The sequence below is a fragment of the Bordetella muralis genome (genome assembly GCF_965139205.1).
Classification (GTDB): Bacteria; Pseudomonadota; Gammaproteobacteria; order Burkholderiales; family Burkholderiaceae_B; genus Bordetella_A; species Bordetella_A muralis.
The window spans coordinates 1-22,264 of record NZ_CBCSIU010000030.1; the positions used below are offsets into that span (position 1 = coordinate 1).

The window sequence follows — 22,264 nt, forward strand, 5'->3', positions numbered from 1 at the left end:
CCACCGGGATGGAGCCCAACCGGTGGCCCAACGGGGGGATCAGCGCATTGAGATGGTGGTGTTTACTGTTCTTCCGTGCGCGGACCAGCGGGCTGTGACTGTTTTGGTTTGGGTCCAGAACTGTACTGCCTGCTTTCCGTTCGGACCTAGGTCGCCTAGTTTTGAGCCGCGAGAGCCTGTGAAGCTGAACCATGCTACGGGTACGGGAATGGGAATGTTGATCCCGACTTGGCCTACGTCGATATTGTTTTGGAAGTAACGGGCCGCGCCGCCGTCTTGGGTGAATAGCGCGACACCGTTGCCGTTGGGGTTGCGGTTGATGAACGCGACGGCATCCTCGAGGGTTTCGACGCCGACCACGCACAGCACGGGGCCAAAGATTTCCTCGGTATAGATGGTCATGTTTTCGGTCACGCCGTCGAACACGGTCGGGCCGACAAAGTTGCCTTCTTCAAAACCGGAGACTTTCAGGTTACGGCCATCGAGCAACAGTTTGGCGCCTTCGTCGACGCCTTTTTGGATCAGGCTCTCGACGCGTTTTTTGGCATTGGGCGATACCAGCGGGCCCAGATCTGCTTCGCGGTCGGTGCCGGCGTTGACTTTCAGGCGCTTGGCGCGCTCGACGAAATCAGGCAGCCAATTGCGGGCCTCGCCCACCAGCACGGCGACCGATGCAGCCATGCAGCGCTGACCGGCTGCGCCGAATGCGGCGCCGATCAGTTGATTGAGCGCGACTTCGGGATCGGCGTCCGGCAAAATCACGCAGTGATTTTTGGCGCCCATCATGGCCTGGCAACGCTTGCCGGCATTGGAGGCACGTTGATAGATCTCGGAGCCCACGCGGGTCGAGCCGATGAACGATACGGCCTTGATGTCGGGATGCTCGCACAGGCCGTTGGCAATTTCGGGGCCGCCGTGCACGACGTTCAGTACGCCCGGCGGCAAGCCTGCCTCCAGGGCCAATTGGGCGAGGAACAGCGATGACGTTGGGTCTTGTTCCGAGGGCTTGAGCACAAAGGTATTGCCGCAGGCCACCGCAATGGGGAACATGAAGCACGGCAACATCACGGGGAAGTTGAACGCGGTGATGCCCGCGCACACGCCCAGCGGTTGAATCAAGGTATAGACGTCGATGCCGCCCGCCGCATTCTCGGCGTATTCGCCCAGTTGCAGGTTGGCGATCGAGCATGCATGCTCTACGACCTCCAGGCCGCGGCCCACTTCGCCCTCCGCGTCAGGCAGAGTCTTGCCGTGTTCGCGCGTGATCATTTCGGCGAGTTTGCCTGTGTTTTCGCGCAGCAGTTGCTGCAGCTTCAGCATGACGCGCATACGCGCGCCCTGCCCGCTGTTACGCCAGGTCTGAAAAGCCTCTTTGGCATTGGCTACCGCCAGATCCAATTCTTCCCGAGTCGCAAAGGGGACTCGGGCGACAACTTTCTGCGTGGCGGGATCGATGACGTCGCGCCATTCTGTCGTCTTGGACTGCACGAGCTTGCCGCCGATCAGTAGCGGGACGTTGGGAACTTCACTCATGATGACTCCTTATTCCGAAAAAACCGCTGCGCTGTTGCGCAGCCCGTGATTTGAAAGGCCCCGCGCCCGCCGCTACGTTGGCATGCTGCGCCTGAATTGGCACTTTTCCTGCGTGGCGGGCCTGGGATAAAAATAAAATCTATTTCTTGAGCAGCGGGCAGCTGGAGTCCGCCAACGGCTGAAAGGCTTCGTCGGCCGGGATCGTGGCGATCAGCTTGGAATAATCCCAACCGCCTTTGGATTCGTCCGGTTTTTTGACCTCATACAAATACATGTCGTGAATCACGCGACCGTCGGGCCGGATGCTGGCGTTGCGCATGATCGGATCCTTGATCGGCAGCGCGCGCATCTTGTCGGCCACTGCGCGCCCTTCGGTGCTGCCCGTAGCGGCGACCGCGCGCAGGTAATGCAAGACGCTGGAATACACGCCTGCCTGCGTCATCGTCGGCTTTAACCCGCGAAACGCTTTTTCGAATCGAGCTGACCATTCGCGCGTCGCGTCGTCGTAGTCCCAATAAAAGCCGTCGACATAGGACAGGCCCTGCGCGTTATCCAAGCCCAAGGCACGCAAGTCCGACAAGAAGATCAACAACGACACCAGCCGTTGACCACCCGCGACGATGCCGAATTCACGAGCCTGTTTGACGGCATTGACGGTGTCCTGACCACCATTGGCCAACGCCACGACTTGTGCTTTGGAGCTCTGCGCCTGCAATAGATAGGATGCGAAATCGGGGGCATTCAAGGGATGACGGACCGAGCCTGCGACAGTACCGCCCAGGGCTTTCACGGCCTTGGCGGTATCTGCCTCGAGCGAATGGCCGAACGCATAGTCCACGGTAATGAAGTACCAGGACTTGCCGCCCGCCCTTACCGTGGCTTTGGCGCCGCCAGCCGATTGCGAATAGGTGTCGAACATCCAGTGAAAACCGACCGGCGAACATTCTTTGTTGGTCAGCGCCGTCGTCGCAGGCCCGGAGAACATCACGACTTTGTCTTTTTCGCGGGCAATACCCTGTACGGCCAGGGCTACGGCGGAATTGGTCAGGTCGGCGATCGCGGTGACGCCTTCGCGGTCGAACCATTCACGGGCGCGAGCGGCGCCGACATCGGCCTTGTTTTGATTGTCGGCCGACACCAGTTCGATCTTCATGCCCTTGCATTCGGCGGCCAGGCAGTCGTCGATCGCCATCTGTGCAGCGGCCACCGAGCCGGCGCCGCCCATTGCGGCATAGGTACCCGACATATCTGTCAGCACCCCGATTTTGACGGGCGGCTTGTCCGCTGCCCAGGCTGGGGCGGTCAAGATGGCGCCCAGGCACAAACTTGCGGCCAGGCCGCGCGCATGCAGTGTCATGATGATTGTCTCCGGTGATTATTTATCTTGTTTGCAGGCCGATGCACCGTTCGGACCTGCTGGTCTAGTGTAGATGTGTAAAAATCATCCAGCAACAGCACAAATTGCACATTCGTTGTGCATAGATACACAAGGAAGCCACCATGCTGGATTGGGACAGCCTGCGCTATTTTCTGGAGGTCGCCCGCACGCAGCGCGTCAGCGCCGCCGCACGTAAATTGGGCGTGGAGCACACGACGGTGTCGCGGCGCATACGCGCGCTGGAGGCTGAGCTCGATTCGCTGCTGTTCGAGAAATCGCGCAACACGGGGTTCCTGCTGACAGAAGATGGCCATCGGCTATTTGTCTACGCCGAGCAAATGGAAAGCGCAGTGCATACGGCGCGAGAAAATTTGTCGGGAATCGGACAAGCTCTGTCGGGCCATCTACGCATCGGGGCAACCGAAGGCTTCGGCAGTTATGTATTGACGCCACTGGCGGCCGACTTTCAGCGGCGCTATCCCCATATCACGCTGGATATCCTGCCGGTGCCGCGATTTGTCAGCCTGTCGAAACGCGAGGCGGATCTGGCCATCACCATCGAACGGCCGCAACGCGGACCCTATGTGTGCACCAAACTGTGCGACTACACGTTGCGGCTATATGGGACGCCTGGATATCTGGCCAATCATGCGCCGATCACACGCCGCACGGATCTGACCGAGCATACGTTCATCGGCTATGTGGATGAATTGCTGTTCAGCGAGCGGCTACGCTATCTGGAAGACCTGCTGCCCGAGAGCCGGGTCGTCTTGCGCAGCACTAGCGTGATTGCCCAATATCACGCCGCACTGCAAGGCCGATCGCTGGCCATTTTGCCCTGCTTTATCGCCGCCCAGGATCCACGGCTGGTGCCCGTGCTGGAAAATGACATCACCATCACGCGCAGCTTTTGGATGTACTGCCATGAAGATCTGCACAAACTCAAACGGATGGCGATTTTGTGGGATTTCATGCGCAAATCCGTAATGCGCAATGCCAAGCTGTTGGCGGGCAAACAAGGCGCCATGCGTTACCTGCCCTGAGGATTGGCAGCCTCACGCGCCTTTTGGCGCCTTGACCCGTAAACGCCGCATCAGCAGGTAGATCGCCAGTCCGGCGACGGCGGCGTGAATCACCCAAACCCCGACACCGAACGGCAATTTGCCGCTGCTGATCCAGGCTCGCGACAGGTTGATCATATTCATGTAGAGCAAGCCGACGAGACCCGCGATCAGCAGATCGCCCGAGCGGCCCAGGCGCGGATTCACTGCGCCCAACGGGATCGCCAACAGCGCCAGATTGAGGGCCGCGATGGGCAGGGAAATCCGCCACATGATCTGTGACCAGGAGCTATCCGTGTCATCAGCCACCAACTGCAACGTCGGGCGCGCCTTGCTCGAACGCTCCGCGGCAGCCCGCGCCTCGGCGATGGGATCGCCGGACTTGCTCTCCAGGCGAAAGCCATATCCCTCAAAGTCCACCAGGCGAATTTCGGGGGTCCCCGGTTTCAAGTCATAACGATGGCCTTTACCCAGGACCAGGAAACGATCGCCATTCGGCTCAGTCTCGATACGTGCGCTGCTTGCGGTCATGACGCTGTGCCATTCAGGGCCGGTTTCGCGGGCGAATACGGCGCCCAGTTCATCACTGGCGTGGGAGGGCTCTTCAGCAAAAAAGACGCGTTCTCCGCCGTTGGATTCAGCGAACTGGCCGGCCGCGACTTTCGACAGGTCCGAACGCTGTTCGAAGCGCTCGCGATATTCCGCAATCTGGCGATACGCCCAAGGAGAGGCACCTAGCGTCAGGACCGCGACAAGAATCGACACTGGTATTGCTACGCGCAAGACCGGACGCAGCCAATCCGCCAGTGACAACCCGCTGGCGAACCAGACCACCATTTCGGATTCGCGATAATTGCGGGTCACCGTCGTCAACACGGCGATGAACAGGGATACCGCCAATACGGTAGGCAGCGCAGTAATGGTGGAAAACGCGGCCAGCCCCAGGACGACATCCGCGCCAATAGTTCCGCCCGCGGCTTCGCCCAACAGGCGTACCAAGAGGACGCTAAGCCACACCACGACCAACGTGGAAAATACGACCCCAGCATGGCTGGTGATCTCAGCAACGACAGACCGTTTGAATAGAGACATGTGAGAATATGCGGGATAATCAACCGCACTGCACCACGCACACGGGAATCCTCCATGGAATTTAGCACACAGACCACCGCCTCTTTGCACCAAATCAAGACAGCCGCACTGGCGATAGGCGTCTATGCTGACGGCGAACTCAGTCCCGCCGCCGATGTCATCGACCGCGCGAGCAATCACGCCGTGCGTAATGTCGTAAAAACCGAGTTCCGTGGCCGTGCAGGCGCTACGCTGGTTCTGCGGGCCTTGCCCGGTGTCAGCGCGCAACGCGTCGTCCTGGTCGGCCTGGGCAAACAAAGCGAATACAACGCCCGCGCACATGCATCTGCAGAGCAAGGCTTTGCCGCGGCCTGCGTCGCTGCCCGCTTGACCGAGGGGGTCTCCACCCTGGCCGCCAACCCGGTCGCCGACGTCGATCTGCGCGCCCGCGCGCGTGCCGCGGCCATTGCGGCCGGCGCAGCAACGTATCACTATGACACCACGTTCGGCTCGCCTGATCGGGACAACCGTCCAAAATTGAAAAAAATCGTCCAGGTCGTCGAGCGCGCCGACGCCGCAACAGCCCAGCAAGGCCTGCGCGAAGGCGCCGCCATTGCCCACGGGATGGAATTGACCCGCACGCTGGGCAATCTGCCTGGTAACGTCTGCACACCAACGTACCTGGGCGACACCGCCAAGAAGCTGGCGCGCGAGTTCCAATCGCTCAAGGCCGAAGTCCTGGATCGCAAACAAGTCGAGGCACTGGGCATGGGATCGTTCCTGTCGGTTGCCCGTGGATCAGAGGAACCGCTGCGCTTCATCGTACTGCGCCACCAGATCAAGAACGCCAAGAAATCCAAATCCGGCCCGGTCGTGCTGGTCGGCAAGGGCATCACGTTCGACGCGGGCGGCATCTCGCTCAAGCCGGCGGCCACCATGGACGAAATGAAATACGACATGTGCGGCGCAGCCAGCGTGCTCGGAACGTTCCGCGCCCTGGCCGAACTGGAGCTGCCGGTCGAAGTCGTCGGCCTGATTCCCGCCTGCGAAAACCTGCCCAGCGGCAAAGCCAACAAGCCTGGCGACGTCGTGACCAGCATGTCCGGCCAGACCATCGAAATCCTGAACACCGATGCCGAAGGCCGTCTGGTGCTATGCGATGCCTTGACCTATGCCGAACGCTTCAAACCCTCGGCTGTCATCGATATCGCCACCTTGACCGGTGCCTGCGTCGTCGCCCTGGGCCACGTCAACACGGGGCTGTTCTCGCCTGACGACAGCCTGGCCGATGCGTTGTTGTCGGCGGGCAAACAGTCGCTCGATACGGCATGGCGCATGCCGATGGATGACGCCTACCAAGACCAGTTGAAATCGAACTTCGCCGATATGGCCAACATTGGCGGCCCACCGGCGGGTTCGGTCACGGCGGCGTGCTTCCTGTCACGCTTTACCAAGGCCTATCGCTGGGCGCACCTGGACATCGCCGGCACTGCATGGCGCAGCGGCAAGGACAAGGGAGCCACCGGCCGCCCCGTGCCCCTGCTGATGCAATACTTGCTGGATCAGGCCTGAGTTCGTTGCATGCTTATTAACGTTACCGCGCCAGGAAAAGCCGGCCATTTTCGGGACGGCTTCCTCCTCATGGAGGGGCAGCAGGGCCTTGCCCTGCCCTGGCGCAGACCTCAGAACTGCGTTCATTCATGACGCGCATCGATTTTGCATTTGGGGCCAACGACAGACTGCGTGCCGCCTGCCAGGTAGCGCGCAAGCGTTATCTGGCAGGCCAGCGGCTCGTGGTGTACTGCGCCAACGGGTCTCGCCTGTCCGCGTTCGATCGTTTGCTTTGGGCGTTTGACGATATTTCTTTTGTGCCACACGTGCTGGCGAGCGACCCCTTGGCAGCCAGCACACCGGTGGTTCTCACGGCAGCTCCGCCAGCCGCGCCCCTCTCGGAGGATGCCGAGGGGCCGTGGCTGATGAATCTCGATGATGATTGCCCGCCCGGTTACGAAGCATTTCCGCGGGTTCTGGAGATTGTGTCAGGAGAGCCCGACGACCGCCATGCAGCACGCCAGCGCTGGCGGACTTATCAGGCTGGCGGACACGATCTGCACGGCCACGATCTCGCCGGTCGTTTAGCATAAGGGCTGATTCAGGAGCCCTTATGCCCCACTATTCAGACCCTGGCATCCCTACGTTGACGCAGCGCGTCGAGCCGACCTTCGCTCCTGCGCAGCCGGACAAAAGCCGTGCCGAGCAAGATCACCACGATGATTTGCCGGTCTTGACCGATGTCACGGACTCGGCACCGGTCTCGGCCCCGTCCCGTACAACGCCGGCGGAACGGCAGGATGAGAACGAGCTGCCGGTCTTGACCGACATCGCCGACTCGACCCCCTCGCCTGCCGCATCCGGATCGCTCGCGTCCGAACAGCAGGATCGAGACGAGTTCCCCGTGTTGACCGACATCGCCAGCGACCAGGACGCAGGGTATTCCTCATCGGAGGCCGTCGCGGGCGCTGCGGGTGGCGCCGGCCTGCCGCAGGCAGCTTTCAGCACCACGGCAGGCGGCACAGATGCCAACACGGCGGTCCTCAGGGCGGCCCTGCAGGCCGAACTCGAACAAGCCCTGCAACAGGCGCTGGACGACGCCGCGGCCGGCGTGCGCGCCCGTCTGGAAGCGGAATTGCCCACGTTGATCACGCGTGCGCTCAGCAAAGTCCGGCCGGGTTGAGGCGAAAAGGTCTTGTGAGAAGACGAGCAGTATCCTGGCCTCGACCAAGAGCGTCCAAGTCAGGCCGAAGTGCACCGGATACTTACCCCTTGTTTCGTGCCATATGGCCCCCATATTGGGTTCAAGGCAAACCGGATACCGGCAAATCCTGCCCGCCAGTAGATTTTTCAGGGAACTGTAAGGTATCCTATACCTCTAATACGTTGGGCAACCCGTTTGCCGTACACAGGAGCCGTCCATGAACGATTACCGTCCTTCCCCTTTCAACCGCTCTGGCGCCTATGCTGGCGCGCCGGGCGAAGTCGTCCGCAATAAAGTCCTGCGCAACACCTATTGGCTGCTGGCGCTGTCGCTGATCCCCACCGTGCTGGGCGCGGCAGTCGGCCTGTATAGCGGCATCAACCAGGTCATGATGGCCAGCCCGGGCCTGTCGGCCATCATCTTTCTGGTCGGCGCGTTTGGCCTGATGTTCGCCATCGAAAAGAACAAGAACAGCTCGCTGGGCGTGGTCCTGCTGCTGGCCTTTACGTTCTTTATGGGTGTGATGCTGTCGCGCCTGCTGGGCTTTGTACTGGGCATGGGTAATGGCGCTCAGCTGGTCATGACCGCCTTTGGTGGTACGGCCGTGGTGTTCGGTACGATGGCAACGCTGGCCACCACCATCAAGCGTGACCTGTCCGGCATGCAGAAATGGCTGTTTACCGGCGCAGTGGTCATCCTGGTCGCCGCACTGGCCAACATCTTCCTGCAGATGCCGGCGCTGATGCTGACCATCTCGGTCCTGGCCATCGTGATTTTCTCGGCCTTCATGCTGGTGGACCTGCAGCGTGTGGTCAATGGTGGCGAGACCAACTATGTGTCGGCGACCTTGGCCATCTATCTGGACGTCTACAACGTCTTCTCGAACCTGTTGATGCTGTTGGGCATCTTTGGCGGTAATCGCGAATAAACCGTCCGCAGCTCGGCATCCTGAGGCCCGCCTTGTGCGGGCCTTTTTCATTGAGAGCCTTGCTATGGTCGATCAATCAATGGCGAGGAACCGGCGGCGGCGTGATCCCAGACCAGTGCGAATGATCGCCATAGGCCGCGTTGACGCGAGCTCTATCTGCATCGATACGCGCATTCATTTCCGCGAGTTCTGCCTTGGCCTGGTCACGAAACGCCCGCATGTCGGCGTGCAGGTCATCATGATGTATCTTCAATTCGTTATACGCGTCGCGGGCGGACTGAGCGTCGGTTTGCCCGTCCTCAATCATGCGGTGTGTCATGTCCAGAAATTGGGCCGACTCGCGACTGATGATATTGGAGACACAGGTGTTGGCGTGATTTGAGGCGTGTAGCGCTTGCTGTGTATTTTCGTCCTTCACCTGCAGGGCCGCTGTTTCGTAGGCAGTCTTTTTTTCCGGGTTGGTATATCTGACACGCAGGTGTTTTTCCAGTTCTCGCTGATTCGCGGCGTGAACAAATACGCCCCCGCCCGCGTGAGCGATCTGCTCGAGGGTGTGGCGATCCTTTTTGGGAACGTCAAAGCCGATGACGTTCACCACCGCTTTCACGTTGGAGTTACGCAGCGCCTGCGCAGCGGCGACTGGATCTCCATCACAGGTTTCCAGTCCATCTGACACGACAAAGACGGCCCTGTGCTCTTTTTTCTTATCCGTCTCTGATTTGAATGCAGCCCCTGCCTGGGTAATCGCGGCAGCTAACGGCGTCCAGCCTTTGGCTTGCAAGCCATCTAATGCCTTCTCGAGTTTCGGCTGACTCATGCGAGCCGGATCAGAAAGCACCTCAACTGCAGTGCATGACATCGCCTTGTCTCGTTCATCATTGCTACCGCGATGGCCAAACGCTAATAAACCCACTTCGGCATCGCTGGGGACGGTTTGCAGAAACGCCCGTGTAGCGGTTTTAACAGCGTCCAGTTTGCGTTTGCCCCCCGCGCGGCCTCGCATCGAACCCGAGGCATCAATGGCGATGACGGCCGTGCTCCAACGTTGCCCCAATGTCTGAGGCGCGTCCGGCAGGGGCGGCCCCGCATGGAGTCGATAGTCCGAATAGCAGGCATCGGCAGACTCGCCAAACTCGGAGAGAAAGTCCGTATATAGATCCTCTGCCGTCCAGAAGTCCCTTTTCGCCGCCAGTGTCGGGACATCGGCGCTCATGACGGTGATAGGCAACAGCCACGCGCAACCCACGGCCAACCCTAGCCATCGGCGTGTCGCCAAGCGGGTTTTATACGTCAATGCTGCGCCGTCCAAGATTCGCCTCCATCAAAGGAGGCGATGCTCATCGCCCCCAGATTCCGGGGCCAACGATACCACCGGCGCCAGCACCATAGCGTCGAAAAACCTTGGCAAAGCCGTTACAAGCGCTACGGCCTATAACTGCTGTAAGCGCTACGAGCGTCTTTTAACCTGCACGATCTTTAAACTCGGGCGCACCCATTGCCTCGGCACAGTGCGCGCAACAATACATTTTTCCCTCTTTTTCAAGCCCGTGCCCAATGATTCGAACGCCACAATGTTCGCAGGTGGGGGCCAGCGTTTTAATGGCGCATTCAAAGCTATCGAACGTATATGACTTTCCCTGGATAGCTATTTCAAAAGATTTGTCATATTCATTTCCACACGAATCACACTTCGCCATGTCGGCCTCCTCGATCAAGTCGTCTTGAATGACTCGCCCGGACTGGCCACCTACACCACGTCCCGACGCCCCCGGGGACCCGCAAGTTTCAAGCCTGGCCGCTCCTTAGCGGGGCGGATAAGGCGAGGCACGCAAGACGTTCGCCAGGTGTGCGCAATTAAGCGCCAGCTCCACTGTCGTCTGAGCTGTCTTTTGTGGCGTGACAGGCAGGTCGTCAAAATTCGTTTTTTGCATGGCTTCTCCGACCCAATAGGTCACTGCGCTGGCCGGCAATGTGAAACCCACATCATTCAGGGCCTGAAACAATTCAGCACTGACATGGTGTGCGCCATCCTCATTACCGACTACCACGACCCCGGCTACCCGGCCGTAAGTCACCATACGGCCGGCGTCATCCAACTCGCCTAGAAACGCGTCCATACGCTCGAGAATACGCTGGCATATGCTGGAAGGATGGCCCAGCCAAATCGGTGTTCCCAATATCAGGATGTCGGCCGCGAGAATGCGGCGCCGCAGATCCGGCCATTGGTCGCCAGCACCTTCATCCGACGTCACGCCGGGTGAAATGGCCAAGTCGACCGCACGTACTACATCATCACATTGAACACCTTGCTTGCGAAGCGCCTCTGCGACTTGGCTGAGCAGCTTGTCACACGATGAGGCGGCAGGAGATTTTTTGAGTGTGCAATTAATGGCAATCGCTGAAAGAGCCATGACGCGTCCTCCGTAGGCAGACGCTGGAATTGCGCAAGTCCCATGCCTGCCGCAGGATGCAAGGCCCCCGGGCTGTGCGTATCGGCTCGATCTGCCCACCCCGTTTTACGAATCGCTGACAAGCGCGATGATTACAACCGCTGCAAATCCAGTAATACGCGGCGCGTAGACAATGGACGGCCTACTAAATTGGCGGCCAACCGTTCACGGAGATCTCGCCGTAATGCAGGCTCAATCGCCGGATCATCGAAATCCGGGGCGGCCTCATCAATGCCATAGCCGGTTTCACTAAGCAACGTCCATTCAAAGCGCCGCAACGCACCGGCTGCCCGCGTCCCGCCCGCCAATTGCTGCAATGCCGTGTCGTAGGCGTCGAACAAGGCAGGATGCGCATCCTCACGCGGCAGCAAGCGCAACAGCAGCTCGTTCATGTACCAGGCGGACATGAGTGCCGTGCCTTTCAACGGCCGCAAGCCGACGACCTCGGCACGAGTCAGGGTTTTGACTTCGCCCGCTCCGCTCCACGACAACAACAGGGGTTGAAACGCGGACAACACCGGCCGTAGCACCGAATACGGCCGCTTTGCCCCCTTGGCGACCAGGGCTACACAGCCGTGATCGCGGGAGAAACTCTGGACGATAAGAGAGGTTTCGCGCCACGGCGTGGCGTGAAGCATAAAGGCAGGACAATCCTGGACGCGATGCGCCCTTTTACTCATAGCCTAAATCGCGCAACGCACTTTCGCGGTCAGACCAGCCCTTGCGCACCTTGATATAGACCTCCAGATGCACGGGCTTGTCCACCAGCTTGGCGATGTCTTGGCGCGCCTCGGTCGCGATGCGCTTCATGTGTTCACCGCCGGCGCCCAGCAAGATAGGCCGATGGCTCTCGCGTTCGACCACCACGCAGGCCGCCACACGTAGCGCCTGATCGTTTTCTTCCCATTGCTCGATGACGACGGTGCACGCGTAGGGTAACTCGTCGCCGACCAGACGAAAGATCTTTTCGCGGAGCAATTCGGCCGCGATGAACCGCACGGGCCGATCGGTGAGCGTGTCTTCCTCGAACATGGGCTCGCCCTCAGGCAAGCGCGTCGCAATTTCCTGCAGCAATTGATCGAGTTGCTGAGACTTGAGCGCGCTGACCGGCACCACCGCATCATAGGGATGCAGGGCCACGATCTTGGAGACAAAGGCGAACAGGTCATCGCGCCGTTTGATCGCATCGATCTTGCTCACGACCAGAATGGTGCGCTTGGCATCGGGCAACAGTGGCAGCAGCTTGGCGTCGCCGTCGGTCCATTTGCCGGCCTCGACGACATGCACCACGACGTCCACGTCGGCCAGTGCCTGCGTCACGACGCGATTCATCATGCGGTTCATCGCTCCGCCATGGCGCGTCTGAAAGCCGGGAGTATCGACAAAAACGAATTGCTCATGCTCTCGCGTGAGCACGCCGTGAATACGGTGACGCGTCGTCTGCGCCTTGCGCGAGACGATGGAGATTTTCGAGCCGATCAAGGCATTGGTCAGGGTGGACTTGCCCACGTTGGGACGGCCCACCACGGCCACGAAACCGGTTCGGAAAGGGGTATCGCTCATTTGACCTCTTGAGACACTGCCACGGGCAGTGACAATTGCGCTGTTTTACGGGCTTTGCCCGATTTACGGGCCGGACGTCCTGGCGGACTCGCGACCTGGGCGGCCTCCAGGGCCAGCTTGGCGGCGGATTGCTCGGCGGCACGGCGGCTGGCGCCGGGGGCTACGATTTTGATTTCCAGGGCCGGGATGGAACACTCGACCTCGAATTGCTGGCTGTGCGCCGCACCGTGCGTCGCGACAACCGTATAAAGCGGCAGGGCCAGTTTCCGGCCCTGCAGGAACTCTTGCAGCAAGGTTTTGGCGTCTTTGCCCAGGGTTTTGGGGTCTACGCTGGCCAACACCGGCTGATATTGCCGCGCAATGACCTTGCGAGCCACCTCAAAACCACCGTCCAGAAAGGCCGCGCCAAAAATGGCCTCGACCGCGTCAGCCAGAATGGACGGACGGCGAAAGCCGCCGCTTTTGAGCTCGCCCTCGCCCAGGCGCAGATGCTGGGAAAGCTCGAGACGCTGGCCGATTTCGGCCAACGACGCTTGTTTGACCAAATTGGCGCGCAAGCGGGACAAATCGCCCTCGTCCAGCTTGGGGAACCGCTCGAACAGCAACGCTGCCACGACAAAGTTCAACACCGAATCCCCGAGAAACTCCAGGCGCTCGTTGTGACGTGCGCTATGGCTGCGATGCGTCAGCGCCTGCTCAAGCAGGCTCGCATCGCTGAAGCGATGATCGAGGCGGGTTTCCAGCGTGGCGAGAGACATGTCAGTGAAAGCTGCCGATGCGGCCTAAGTCGCTGAAGTTCATCCAGATAAAGAATGCCTTTCCGACGATATTGGCATCCGGGACAAACCCCCAGTAACGGCTATCGGCGCTGTTATCCCGGTTGTCGCCCATGGCGAAATATTGTCCTTCCGGCACCTTGCAGCGTACTCCATTACGGGCATACTGGCAGTTGCCCATGTTGGGAAACTGCCAAATTGGGCCGTACATCTGTGTTTTACCCTCATCTAGCAGGATTTGGTGTTCAACATCGCCCAATTTTTCCTTGTATTGGGCAATATACGACACCCGATCCGGCTCGAAATACTCGCCATCCTGGACATGGGGCACCAGCTGGCCATTGACGTAGAGTTTTTTGTCCAGATAGGCGACCTCGTCACCCGGCAAGCCGACAATACGCTTGATGTAGTCCACGCTGGGGTCTACGGGATAGCGGAAAACGACCACATCGCCGCGCTGAGGCGAGCCGGTATCGACGACTTTTTTGTCAACGATAGGCAGACGCACGCCGTAGCTGAATTTGTTCACCAGGATCAGATCGCCCGATTGCAGTGTGGGCAGCATGGACCCCGACGGAATGCGAAATGGTTCGACCACAAAAGAGCGCAGTACGAACACGAACAAAATGACGGGAAAGAAGCTGACGGCATACTCGATCCACCACGGCACACGGGTCGCGGACTCAAGCGCGGCCTGGCGCATGCGAGTGGCCTCCTGGGGATCCGTCACATAGCTGGTATCGACGGCGTCGGCGGCCTCCCGGCCGCGTTGCGCGCGCTTGCGACGCAGCATCGACACGTCCAGCGCCCAAACAATACCGGTCACCACCAACAGCACAAAAAGTATCAGTGCAAAATTCCAACTCATAGGGTTGCCGCCTTTTTCTTACTACTTGTCTTCGACCTGCAAAATAGCCAGGAACGCCTCTTGGGGGATTTCCACGCTACCCACTTGTTTCATGCGCTTTTTGCCCGCTTTCTGCTTTTCAAGCAGTTTTTTCTTGCGGGTGATGTCGCCGCCGTAGCACTTGGCCAGCACGTTCTTGCGCAAGGCCTTGACGTTTTCGCGCGCGATCACCTCGGCACCAATGGCCGCCTGAATCGCGACATCGAACATCTGGCGAGGAATCAGGCCACGCATCCGCGTCACCACGTCACGCGCACGATAGCGGGCATTGGCCCGGTGCACGATCATGGCCAGGGCGTCCACACGATCGCCGTTGATGAGCAGATCGACCTTGACCACGTCTGCCGAGCGGTATTCGAGGAACTCATAGTCCATCGACGCATAGCCGCGCGACACGGATTTCAGTTTGTCGAAGAAATCGAGCACGATTTCAGCCAAGGGGATCTCGTACGTCAGATGGACCTGGCGGCCGTGGTAACTCATGTTGATCTGCGCACCGCGCTTTTGATTGCACAGCGTCATGACCGGCCCCACGTATTCCTGGGGCATGAATAGCGTCACCTTGACGATGGGCTCGCGTATATCGACGATATGTCCGACTTCCGGCATGCGCGCCGGGCTGTCGATCACGGCCAGAGTGCCATCGCGTTGCTCGACCTCGTACACCACCGACGGCGCGGTGGTGATGATGTCCATATCGAACTCGCGCTCCAGGCGCTCTTGCACGATCTCCATGTGCAGCAGGCCCAAAAAGCCGCAGCGGAAACCAAAGCCCAGCGCCTGAGAGACCTCGGGTTCGAACATCAGCGCGGCATCGTTGAGCTTGAGCTTTTCGAGCGAGTCGCGCAGTTGGTCATATTCAGAGCTTTCGACCGGATACAAGCCAGCAAACACCTGCGGCTTGACCTCTTTGAAGCCGGGCAGCGGTGTGGGCGCGGGCTTGCCGGCGAGCGTAATGGTATCGCCGACTTTGGCGTTGGCGAGCTCTTTGATGCCCGCGATGATAAAGCCCACCTCGCCTGCCGATAGCCTGGTGCGGGGTTGGGACTTTGGGGTAAACACCCCTAATTGCTCACACAAATGCGTGGCGCCGGACGCCATCAGCAGGATTTTGTCCTTGGGATTGAGCGTACCGTTGACGATACGCACCAGCATCACAACGCCTACGTAGTTGTCGAACCAGGAGTCGATGATCAGCGCCTGCAGCGGTGCGTCCGGATCGCCGACAGGAGGCGGCACACGCGACACGACAGTCTCGAGAATCTCGTCGATCCCCATCCCGGTCTTGGCGCTGGCCAATACGGCCTGACTGGCATCGATGCCAATCACATCCTCGACTTCTTGGCGGGCGGCATCGGGATCGGCTTGTGGCAGATCCATCTTGTTGAGTACGGGCAACACTTCGACGCCCAGTTCGATCGCGGTATAGCAGTTGGCGACCGTTTGTGCCTCAACGCCCTGCGAAGCATCAACGACCAGCAATGCGCCCTCGCAGGCTGACAGCGAGCGGCTGACTTCGTATGAAAAATCGACGTGGCCCGGAGTGTCGATCAGGTTCAGATTGTAGACCTTGCCGTCCTGGGCATGGTATTCCAGCGCAGCGGTCTGGGCTTTGATGGTGATGCCCCGCTCGCGTTCGATGTCCATCGAATCCAGCACCTGAGCGGACATCTCGCGCGCTGCCAGCCCGCCGCAACGTTGGATCAGGCGGTCGGCCAAGGTCGATTTGCCGTGATCGATGTGGGCGATGATGGAAAAATTGCGAATATGCTGCATAGAGTGGATTTATTAGGGACAAAACGCACGCAAACCCGGTGCGCGACAGAGACACAAACGCAAGCCATACAAGACTGCGGTCACCATACCGAGCCCCGATGTCACTCGGGTCACGAGAAAAGAACCAGCCAAAAACGAGGGGGCGCATCGCGCCCCCTGCTGTGCCGCCTGGCCGCTCCCGAGGTATGTGCCGCCCCTATGGGAGCAACAAACCTCGGATACGGCGTGGCAGCCACTTTTGTGGCAACCAGCCATTTTAGCCGGTCTTGGCGCTTATTTGGACGGCTCGACCGCCACCCACTGCGCTTGGTCACCACGACGGACCAATAAACCTGCCGCTTTGCCCTTGGGCAGCTTGCTGACCAGACTGTTGAACTGGCTCGCATCCGTCACGTCGGTGTTATTGACCGCCAGGACGATATCGCCGGGCTGCAGGCCGGCAGCGTCCGCCGCGCCGGTGGCTGTACGCACTTGAACGCCGCCCTTGATGCCCAGTTTGCGCTGAACATCATTGGGAACATTCACCACGCCCAATCCCAGGGCATTGCCGGCCGGCTGGGCCTCTTCCTGAGGGGTCTCCTCGGAATCATCGGCCTTGGCAGTAAGCTCGCCCACTTTGACCGACAGCGTCACGGTTTTGCCACGGCGCCAGACTTCCATGTCGGCACGGGTGCCCGGCTTGGTCTCCCCGACGATACGAGGCAAATCGGACCAGCGTTTGATGGTCTCGCCGTTGAATGACGTAATCACGTCACCCGCCTTGACGCCGGCATCTCCAGCGGGGCCGTCAGTCTCGACATTGCTGACCAGCGCGCCTTCGGCCTTGGGCAGACCAATGGCACTGGCAACGTCCTTGCCGACCTCACCGATCTGCACGCCGATACGGCCACGAGTCACCTTGCCGCTGGCACGCAGCTGGTCGGCCACGCGCATGGCTTCGTCAATCGGAATGGCCAGGGAAATACCCATGAAACCGCCGCTACGCGAGACGATCTGCGAGTTGATCCCGACGACCTCGCCTTTCAGGTTGATCAGCGGGCCGCCCGAGTTGCCGGGGTTGACCGCCACATCGGTCTGAATGAAGGGGAGGTATTCACCTGTATCGCGGCTCATGGCGCTGACGATACCCGCCGTTGCAGTGGAATCCAGCCCAAACGGCGAGCCGATTGCCAGTACCCATTGGCCCTTTTTGAGCTGTTTGGGGTCGCCGATCGCCAGGGGAGTCATATCCTTGGCATCGATCTTGATCAGCGCCACATCGGTGCGCTCGTCCGTCCCGATGACCTTGGCCTTGAACTCGCGCCCATCGGTCAGCGTGACATAGATATCAGCCGCGTCGCTGACAACGTGATTGTTGGTCAGGATGTAGCCATCAGCCGAGATAAAGAATCCTGAACCGACACCACGGGGGACTTTGCGCTCCTCGGGGGCCTGACGGGGCGTAGGATGCGGTTGCTGCGGGACGCCGGGGCCTTGGAAATCCGGACCGAAGAACCAGCGGAATAATTCGTAGGGGTCACCGCTGCCGCCTGGCGAACGCACCGGCACGTTGGCCGTCGTGCGGATATTGACCACAGCAGGATCGGCTTTGGCAATGACGTCGCTGAAATCAGGCAGCACTACCGCGGGACTGGCCGCAGCCGGTGCTTGCGTCTGTGCTTGTGCAACAGGCCCGTAGGCGCCGGCCAGCAAGACGGCTGACATGACTGCAGGGGCAAAGCGCCGGATAAAAGGTTTCGACACTGAAAGTGATTCCATGAGAGAACTCCGAAAACTCCCCATACCTTTTGCAGGCTTTATTGTTATTGAGAAGATACAGGCACGTATTCAGTAGAGGTGGCAAGCTGCTCCAGCGTCTCGGCGGGGACCTCGCCCAGCGCCGTCAGCCAGAAATCAGCGATGCGCGTGCTATAGATATTGATCGCACCGCGCCGCACCGCCCCGTTGGACATGGGATGGTCGCGTTGATCATCATAGGGTTCGATAAAGACAGAAATGGCGGCCAGCCCATCAGACAGCACGAGCTGGCTGACATTGCTGCGCCCCATCGAACGCACTACCTGCATGACCGAGACGAACCCGGCCGGGGCAGGAATACGCCATCCCTGAGCCGCCAGATCGATGGTCTCGATCTTGGGCTGCAAGATCTTCCAGTCTCGCGTGTTCCACGGCGACGTCAACTCATTCGCATCGACCTTGTCGCCCAAGCGGATGGAACTGAACGATACCTGCTCGACGACGCTGTGATCGCTGTCCACCGTCTGCGCGCGGAGCAGCAAATTAGTGGCCACATCTGCGCACAACCGATAGCCATAGCGCTGCCCGTCGCGCGGCTGAATCGTGATGATCCGGCATTGGCGGTCCGCGACACGGTGCAGCTTGTCTTGCACCCGAATGTCGTAATGTTGCGCCAAATCTGTCGGATTACCCAGCAGCAAGCCCGGGAAGCGGTCACCGCGACGCGGCTCCATCAACACAGTCTTGCGCTCGGGAATGAGGCATTGAATTTCGTCGTTGTGGCGCAAGTATTCGCGAGGCTGGCCATCCAGGATTTCCAGACGCTCACGCTCGCCTGTGCCATCAATTACATGAACGAGCCGGGACGACTGAATGGCCTCGCCCTGCTGGTACATGAATACGCCCGCATAGTCCTGCTTGCGCGCAGCCTGCTGAATATCGTAGAGCAGTTGTACTGCCGAGTCCGGTGCCGCAGCCTCGGCAGCCCGGGCGGCGTCATGCAAAGAGGAAAACGCGACCAGGAAAACCGCAGTCAACGCCCACCCTGCCCCTTGTATCGGCCGGCGGATCAAGCCGGCACGATGCCATGCGGGACGACAGAAATGTTGTAACTGTGCGATCAACGTCCGGCTCCGGCATCAAACGACACCTGGCGTACCGCACTGGGCCCCGCCATCTGGCGATGAGCCTCGAGGTAGTCACGTAGCGCCGGAGTTTCGTTGATGGACGCATCCGCCAACGTACGGGTATCGGCCGGGCGGCTATTGCCGCCCATGATGTAAGGCTGGGCTACCCACGCCACGGTAGCAACGGCGGCGGCAACGGCCAGGCTGGAGAGCCCGAAACGTAACGGAGAACGACGTCGCTGCGGCGCAACAATCGGCAGCTCGGCATCGAGCGCACGAGACAGACGCGCGTGAAAATTCGCACTGGGGCTGACAGCCAGATCGGCGTTGCGCAGAGCATCGCCTATCAGGTGATAGGTATCCCAGGTTCGACGGCCTTGCTCAGTGGAAAGGTCGGGAAAATTGAAATCGGATGGCTCACCGTCCATCCAGGCCGACACCGACTCCTCGAGGGAAACTTCGGTCTCTACCACTGATTTTGCTGTTGACTGCATGACTGCCGCTCCTTACCAACGACGCTCGGCATCGGTGTCCAGCAATGGACGCAACCGGGTGGCGATGGCTTCGCGCGCACGAAATATGCGCGAACGTACCGTGCCAATGGGGCAGTCCATGCTTTGGGCGATGTCTTCGTAACTCATACCTTCGATTTCACGCAGCACGATAGCGGTCCGGAGCTCTTCGGGCAATTCCTCGATGACGGCGTTCACTGTCTCGGCGATTTCCCGGCTAGCCACCATGGATTCCGGTGTGCTGATATCGGTTAGGTTGTCTGTTTCGTTAAAAGTTTCACCGTCTTCGGTTTCAATTGCATTTGGCGCGCTGGGACGACGCCCGGCAGAGGCCAGCCAATTGCGGGCCGTATTGACGGCAATGCGGTAAAGCCAGGTATAAAAGGCGCTCTCGCCGCGAAATTGGGGCAGCGCCCGGTAGGCCTTGATAAAGGCCTCTTGAGCGACATCCTCGATTTCGGCGGGATCGCGGATCATGCGGCCCAATAGCCGCAGGATTTTGCGCTGGTACTTGAGCACCAGCAGGTCAAAGGCTTTCTTGTCGCCCCGTTGTACGCGGGCGACTAATTCGGCGTCGACATCGCGCTCGCTCATGACGCCCCCTGCACAGGTGATGCTTGCAGGCGCTGAGCGGCCCCAGCCAGCAGGCAAACCCGACGCCAGACTGCTGCGGGAACGCCCGGTTGCCAAATGGAGACGCGATAGAGGGTACGAGGGCCCGCAGCAGACGCATCGGCCTGCAGGCGCAGGCTCAGCCAGCACGGGCCGCGCTGGCTATCTTGCAAGACGGCGTGAACCCAGTGCCGCCCCTGGCGGATCTGCCAGCGACGGCTGCCCGCAACCGCGCGGATCGCGCGCACGGCCGCGTGACGCGTCGCGCGCACCGGAACGCACAGCGTCCGCAGGCCGGGTTCCCAGAGGACGGTCAAATTAAACCCGGCGAACGGCCATGGAGCCGTTGGTGCCGCCAAAACCAAAGGAATTGGAAAGCCCCACGTCGATCTTCATGTCCCGAGCCTCGTTGGCGCAGTAATCCAGGTCACACTCGGGATCCTGGTTGAAGATATTGATGGTGGGTGGCGATTTCTGGTGGTACACCGCAAGCGTGGTGAACACCGCCTCGATACCGCCGGCAGCCCCGAGCAGGTGACCCGTCATCGATTTAGTCGAATTCACCACCAGCTTTTTGGCGTGATCGCCAAAGGCCAGTTTCAACGCATCGGATTCGTTTTTGTCGCCCAACGGCGTCGAGGTGCCATGGGCGTTGACGTAATCCACCTCGTCGAGGTTGATGCCGCCATTACGCAAGGCGTTGACCACACCACGGCGGGGACCGTCCTTGTCGGGAGCGGTGATGTGATGCGCATCCGAGCTCATCCCATAGCCCGCGAACTCGCCGTAAATGCGAGCACCGCGTTTTTTGGCGTGCTCGTATTCCTCGAGGACCAGGACGCCAGCGCCCTCACCCAGCACGAAACCATCGCGGTCTCGGTCCCAGGGGCGCGATGCCGTCGTCGGATCGTCGTTACGGGTCGACAGGGCGCGCATGGCAGCAAAACCGCCGATACCCAGGGGCGATACGGTGGACTCGGCACCGCCCGCCAGCATGACGTCGGCATCGCCGTATTCGATCAGGCGCGCGGCATCACCGATGCAGTGCAAGCCCGTCGTACATGCGGACACCACAGCATAGCTCGGGCCTTTCATGCCGAATCGGATCGATAACTGGCCGGAAATCAGGTTGATCAGCGAGCCAGGCACGAAAAAGGGGGAAATACGTCGCGGACCTTTGGCGAGCAGTTCGGTCTGCGTTTCTTCGATACGGGGAAGACCGCCAATGCCGGACCCCACGATCACGCCAATGCGGTCAGCATTGGCTTCGGTAACGTCCAGCCCGCTGTCTTGCCAGGCTTGAATGCCCGCAGCCATACCGTAATGGATGAAGGTATCCATCTGGCGGGCTTCTTTGGCGGGCATGTACTGCGTGACGTCGAAATCCTTGACCTCACCGGCGATATGCGTGGTGATGGCAGAAGGATCGAAACGGGAGATGCGGCTGATGCCAGAACGTCCGTTGACGATATTGTCCCAGGCGCTGGAGATATCGTTGCCCACGGGCGAGATGATACCCAGGCCGGTAATGACGACTCGTCGCTTCACGGAGGACTCCTAAAAGACAAAAGAAAGGCGGCTTTCGGATGCGCCGTGCGAACGGCAGACAAGCAAGAATATCGTAACAATACTCTCGCATGCGAACCGCACGACACCTCTGAAACCGCCCCGACTCCCGATCGCTACCCCTGTATGGGATAACGCCGGGAACAATATAGGCTGCGCTTACTGCTTACCGTGCGAATTGATGTAATCAATCGCCTGCTGCACGGTGGTGATCTTTTCGGCCTCTTCGTCGGGGATCTCGGTCTCGAATTCGTCTTCGAGCGCCATGACCAGTTCAACCATATCGAGCGAATCGGCACCGAGGTCGTCAAGGAAGGAGGACTCGTTTTTGATCTCGGCTTCGTTAACGCCAAGTTGTTCAGCGACGATCTTCTTGACGCGCTGTTCGATGCTTTCCATGCAGATCTCCAAGTGGGAAAAATCCCGCGAATTATAGCCAAGCGTAGAGGAATGCAAACGCCTGGCCGTGATAAAAGTAACAGTACGCCGTGAGACGCACCCCAAAATCGCCC

Annotated in this window: 23 protein-coding genes; 5 read left to right on the plus strand and 18 right to left on the minus strand. The window is 59.9% G+C overall.

Going from position 1 to position 22,264, the window contains the following annotated elements; all coding sequences use genetic code 11:
• Positions 1-39 precede the first annotated feature (39 nt).
• Together ACNA0I_RS24505 and ACNA0I_RS24510 are read right to left on the minus strand one after the other, a co-directional pair.
• A complete protein-coding gene (locus tag ACNA0I_RS24505; RefSeq protein WP_415808633.1) occupies positions 40-1,533 on the minus strand; it encodes a CoA-acylating methylmalonate-semialdehyde dehydrogenase in 1,494 nt (497 codons plus the stop codon).
• Positions 1,534-1,672: 139 nt separating this feature from the next.
• A complete protein-coding gene (locus ACNA0I_RS24510) occupies positions 1,673-2,890 on the minus strand; it encodes an ABC transporter substrate-binding protein (protein ID WP_415808634.1) in 1,218 nt (405 codons plus the stop codon).
• A 143-nt stretch (positions 2,891-3,033) separates the two neighbouring features.
• Between ACNA0I_RS24510 and ACNA0I_RS24515 the strand changes: the two genes are divergently transcribed.
• Positions 3,034-3,954, plus strand: coding sequence for a LysR family transcriptional regulator (locus ACNA0I_RS24515; protein WP_415808635.1), 921 nt, complete (start codon positions 3,034-3,036; stop codon positions 3,952-3,954).
• Between the two features lie 12 nt (positions 3,955-3,966).
• Here the strand turns inward: ACNA0I_RS24515 and lptF are convergent, their stop codons facing one another.
• Entirely contained in the window at positions 3,967-5,064 is a 1,098-nt protein-coding gene (gene lptF / locus ACNA0I_RS24520; protein ID WP_415808636.1) for an LPS export ABC transporter permease LptF, read from the minus strand.
• A 54-nt stretch (positions 5,065-5,118) separates the two neighbouring features.
• Between lptF and ACNA0I_RS24525 the strand changes: the two genes are divergently transcribed.
• The 4 genes from ACNA0I_RS24525 to ACNA0I_RS24540 all read left to right on the plus strand — a co-directional run bounded on the left by ACNA0I_RS24525 (position 5,119) and on the right by ACNA0I_RS24540 (position 8,726).
• Entirely contained in the window at positions 5,119-6,615 is a 1,497-nt protein-coding gene (locus tag ACNA0I_RS24525; protein WP_415808637.1) for a leucyl aminopeptidase, read from the plus strand.
• Between the two features lie 128 nt (positions 6,616-6,743).
• A complete protein-coding gene (locus ACNA0I_RS24530; RefSeq protein ID WP_415808638.1) occupies positions 6,744-7,187 on the plus strand; it encodes a DNA polymerase III subunit chi in 444 nt (147 codons plus the stop codon).
• Positions 7,188-7,207: 20 nt separating this feature from the next.
• Positions 7,208-7,777 (plus strand): hypothetical protein, encoded by a 570-nt coding sequence (locus ACNA0I_RS24535; protein ID WP_415808639.1) that lies wholly within the window; start codon positions 7,208-7,210, stop codon positions 7,775-7,777.
• Between the two features lie 238 nt (positions 7,778-8,015).
• A complete protein-coding gene (locus ACNA0I_RS24540) occupies positions 8,016-8,726 on the plus strand; it encodes a Bax inhibitor-1/YccA family protein (protein WP_415808640.1) in 711 nt (236 codons plus the stop codon).
• Positions 8,727-8,802: 76 nt separating this feature from the next.
• On the opposite strand, the gene ACNA0I_RS24545 is transcribed toward ACNA0I_RS24540, so the two are convergent.
• From ACNA0I_RS24545 to acpP, 15 genes are all read right to left on the minus strand, one after another.
• The gene (locus ACNA0I_RS24545) at positions 8,803-10,035 is read right to left on the minus strand and encodes a VWA domain-containing protein (protein WP_415808641.1); all 1,233 of its coding nucleotides are present in this window, start codon (positions 10,033-10,035) and stop codon (positions 8,803-8,805) included.
• Between the two features lie 151 nt (positions 10,036-10,186).
• Positions 10,187-10,423 carry a hypothetical protein gene (locus tag ACNA0I_RS24550; RefSeq protein WP_415808642.1) on the minus strand — a complete coding sequence of 79 codons (237 nt, stop codon included), beginning with the start codon at positions 10,421-10,423 and terminating at the stop codon, positions 10,187-10,189.
• 105 nt (positions 10,424-10,528) lie between these two features.
• A complete protein-coding gene (locus ACNA0I_RS24555) occupies positions 10,529-11,137 on the minus strand; it encodes a flavodoxin family protein (RefSeq protein ID WP_415808643.1) in 609 nt (202 codons plus the stop codon).
• Between the two features lie 131 nt (positions 11,138-11,268).
• Positions 11,269-11,856 carry a DNA repair protein RecO gene (recO, locus tag ACNA0I_RS24560; protein WP_094820240.1) on the minus strand — a complete coding sequence of 196 codons (588 nt, stop codon included), beginning with the start codon at positions 11,854-11,856 and terminating at the stop codon, positions 11,269-11,271.
• The gene (gene era / locus ACNA0I_RS24565; RefSeq protein ID WP_094820239.1) at positions 11,849-12,739 is read right to left on the minus strand and encodes a GTPase Era; all 891 of its coding nucleotides are present in this window, start codon (positions 12,737-12,739) and stop codon (positions 11,849-11,851) included. The genes recO and era overlap by 8 nt, the downstream gene beginning before the upstream one ends.
• Complete coding sequence (gene rnc / locus ACNA0I_RS24570) at positions 12,736-13,497, minus strand: ribonuclease III (protein WP_415808644.1); 762 nt, start codon at positions 13,495-13,497, stop codon at positions 12,736-12,738. The genes era and rnc overlap by 4 nt, the downstream gene beginning before the upstream one ends.
• Before the next feature lies 1 nt (position 13,498).
• Complete coding sequence (lepB, locus tag ACNA0I_RS24575) at positions 13,499-14,383, minus strand: signal peptidase I (protein WP_415808645.1); 885 nt, start codon at positions 14,381-14,383, stop codon at positions 13,499-13,501.
• A gap of 21 nt (positions 14,384-14,404) precedes the next feature.
• Positions 14,405-16,198 (minus strand): translation elongation factor 4, encoded by a 1,794-nt coding sequence (gene lepA, locus ACNA0I_RS24580; protein WP_415808646.1) that lies wholly within the window; start codon positions 16,196-16,198, stop codon positions 14,405-14,407.
• Positions 16,199-16,471: 273 nt separating this feature from the next.
• Positions 16,472-17,956 (minus strand): DegQ family serine endoprotease, encoded by a 1,485-nt coding sequence (locus tag ACNA0I_RS24585; RefSeq protein ID WP_415808647.1) that lies wholly within the window; start codon positions 17,954-17,956, stop codon positions 16,472-16,474.
• A gap of 44 nt (positions 17,957-18,000) precedes the next feature.
• Positions 18,001-19,059 (minus strand): MucB/RseB C-terminal domain-containing protein, encoded by a 1,059-nt coding sequence (locus ACNA0I_RS24590; protein ID WP_415808648.1) that lies wholly within the window; start codon positions 19,057-19,059, stop codon positions 18,001-18,003.
• Positions 19,056-19,556 (minus strand): sigma-E factor negative regulatory protein, encoded by a 501-nt coding sequence (locus ACNA0I_RS24595; protein ID WP_415808649.1) that lies wholly within the window; start codon positions 19,554-19,556, stop codon positions 19,056-19,058. The genes ACNA0I_RS24590 and ACNA0I_RS24595 overlap by 4 nt, the downstream gene beginning before the upstream one ends.
• A 12-nt stretch (positions 19,557-19,568) precedes the next feature.
• Positions 19,569-20,168 carry an RNA polymerase sigma factor RpoE gene (gene rpoE, locus ACNA0I_RS24600; protein WP_415808650.1) on the minus strand — a complete coding sequence of 200 codons (600 nt, stop codon included), beginning with the start codon at positions 20,166-20,168 and terminating at the stop codon, positions 19,569-19,571.
• A complete protein-coding gene (locus tag ACNA0I_RS24605) occupies positions 20,165-20,503 on the minus strand; it encodes a hypothetical protein (RefSeq protein WP_415808651.1) in 339 nt (112 codons plus the stop codon). Before ACNA0I_RS24605 ends, rpoE begins: the two co-directional genes overlap by 4 nt.
• 1 nt (position 20,504) lies before the next feature.
• Entirely contained in the window at positions 20,505-21,734 is a 1,230-nt protein-coding gene (gene fabF, locus ACNA0I_RS24610) for a beta-ketoacyl-ACP synthase II (RefSeq protein WP_415808652.1), read from the minus strand.
• Positions 21,735-21,911: 177 nt separating this feature from the next.
• Positions 21,912-22,151, minus strand: coding sequence for an acyl carrier protein (gene acpP / locus ACNA0I_RS24615; protein ID WP_003813816.1), 240 nt, complete (start codon positions 22,149-22,151; stop codon positions 21,912-21,914).
• Positions 22,152-22,264 lie beyond the last annotated feature (113 nt).